Annotated in this window: 2 protein-coding genes; both read right to left on the bottom strand. The window is 73.8% G+C overall.

Going from position 1 to position 1,785, the window contains the following annotated elements; translation table 11 throughout:
- Nucleotides 1-23: 23 nt before the first annotated feature.
- On the bottom strand, nucleotides 24-593 hold the full coding sequence (gene purE, locus AC1DP0_RS21560) for a 5-(carboxyamino)imidazole ribonucleotide mutase (RefSeq protein WP_478088567.1): 570 nt from the start codon (nucleotides 591-593) through the stop codon (nucleotides 24-26).
- Nucleotides 590-1,785: 5-(carboxyamino)imidazole ribonucleotide synthase (locus AC1DP0_RS21555; protein WP_478088565.1), on the bottom strand; the 1,196-nt coding region annotated here is incomplete at its 5' end. The genes AC1DP0_RS21555 and purE, both read right to left, overlap by 4 nt.

Here is a 1,785-nt window from a genome sequence, read left to right as displayed (position 1 = left end):
GCACTGACCTAGCCCGCGGTGGCTCAGTCGGACAGGCCGCGGGCGACCTGCTCGCGCAGCGCCGCGCCCTTGGCGTGTGCCTGGTCGCGCAGGTCCGCCTGGAAGACGACCATCTGCTCGCGCACGTCGGCGGCGAGCTCGTCGTTCCCGGTGCCGACGATGCGGGCCGCGAGCAGACCCGCGTTGCGGGCGCCCCCGATCGACACGGTCGCGACCGGCACGCCGGCCGGCATCTGGACGATCGAGAGCAGCGAGTCCATGCCGTCGAGGTACTTCAGCGGGACCGGCACGCCGACGACCGGCAGGGGCGTCACCGACGCGAGCATGCCGGGCAGGTGCGCGGCTCCCCCTGCCCCGGCGATGACGACCCGCAGGCCTCGCGCGGCGGCGTTCTGCCCGTAGGTGACCATCTCCTCGGGCATGCGGTGCGCCGAGACGACGTCGGCCTCGTAGGGGATGCCGAACTCCTCGAGGGCGCGGGCGGCCTCGCGCATGACGGGCCAGTCGCTGTCGCTCCCCATGACGATGCCGACGACCGGAGCCGGGGCGGCGGGGGTCWGCGAGCTCTCGGCGGACTCGGGGCTCGCGCTCATTCGGTGATCACTCCTCGGAGGTAGTCGGCCGCGTGACGCGCACGCTCGCGAGCATCACCCAGGTCGGCGCCGCTGACGTTGACGTGGCCGATCTTGCGGCCCGGGCGCACGCCCTTGCCGTAGACGTGGACCTTCGCACCGGGGTCGCGGGCCATGACGTGCCGGTAGGCGGGATAGAGGTGCTCGTAGTCGCCGCCGAGGACGTTGGCCATGACGGTCCACGGCGCCCGCGGCCGGGGGTCGCCGAGCGGGAGGTCGAGGACGGCTCGCAGGTGCTGCTCGAACTGCCCCGTGACGGCGCCGTCCATCGACCAGTGGCCGCTGTTGTGCGGGCGCATCGCGAGCTCGTTGACGACGTATGCCGCTGCGCCGCCCCTCCCCGGACGCACCTCGAACAGCTCGACGGCGAGCACGCCGGTCACCTCGAGCTCACCGGCGATCCGGAGCGCGGCCTCGGTGACGACGGAGGCGAGGTCGGCGTCGAGCGCCGGCGCGGGGGCGAGGACCTCGGTGCAGATGCCGTCGGTCTGGACCGTCTCGACGACCGGCCACGCCGCCGCCTGGCCGGACGGGCTGCGGGCGATGAGCACCGCGAGCTCACGGACGAAGTCGACCTTCTCCTCGAGGAGCAGGCCGCCCTCGAGCGGACCGGGCTCGCCGATCCGGCCGATCCACTCCGTGAGGTCGTCGGCCGACGACGCGACGGCCACGCCCTTGCCGTCGTAGCCGCCGCGCGGCGTCTTGGCGATGATCGGCCAGCCGACCTCGTCCCCGAAGGCGGTGACCTCCTGGGCGGTCGTGGCGCGCGACCATCGCGGGCAGGCGATGCCCAGCCCGGTGAGCCGCTCACGCATCGCGAGCTTGTCCTGGGCGAAGTTCAGGGCGGCGCGGGTCGGGTGGATGGCGACCCCGTCGGCCTCGAGCGCCGCGAGGACAGCCGGCGGCACGTGCTCGTGGTCGAAGGTGACGACGTCGCAGTGACGGGCGAACTCGAGCACCGTCTCGAGGTCCGTGTGCTCCCCCACCGGGGAGCTCGGCACGACGAGAGCGGCGGCGGCGGTGTCGCTCTCGGCGAGCACCGACAGCTGGACGCCGAGCTCCACGGCCGGGCCCTGCATCATGCGGGCGAGCTGTCCGCCCCCGACGACGCCGACGACGGGAAATCCTCCGGGGGCGCGCTTCGGCTTGGTCA

It is taken from the genome of Terrabacter sp. P5_B1 (genome assembly GCF_056400505.1).
Note: the sequence above shows the minus strand (reverse complement) of the source record. Positions and strands in the feature narration are given on the sequence as shown.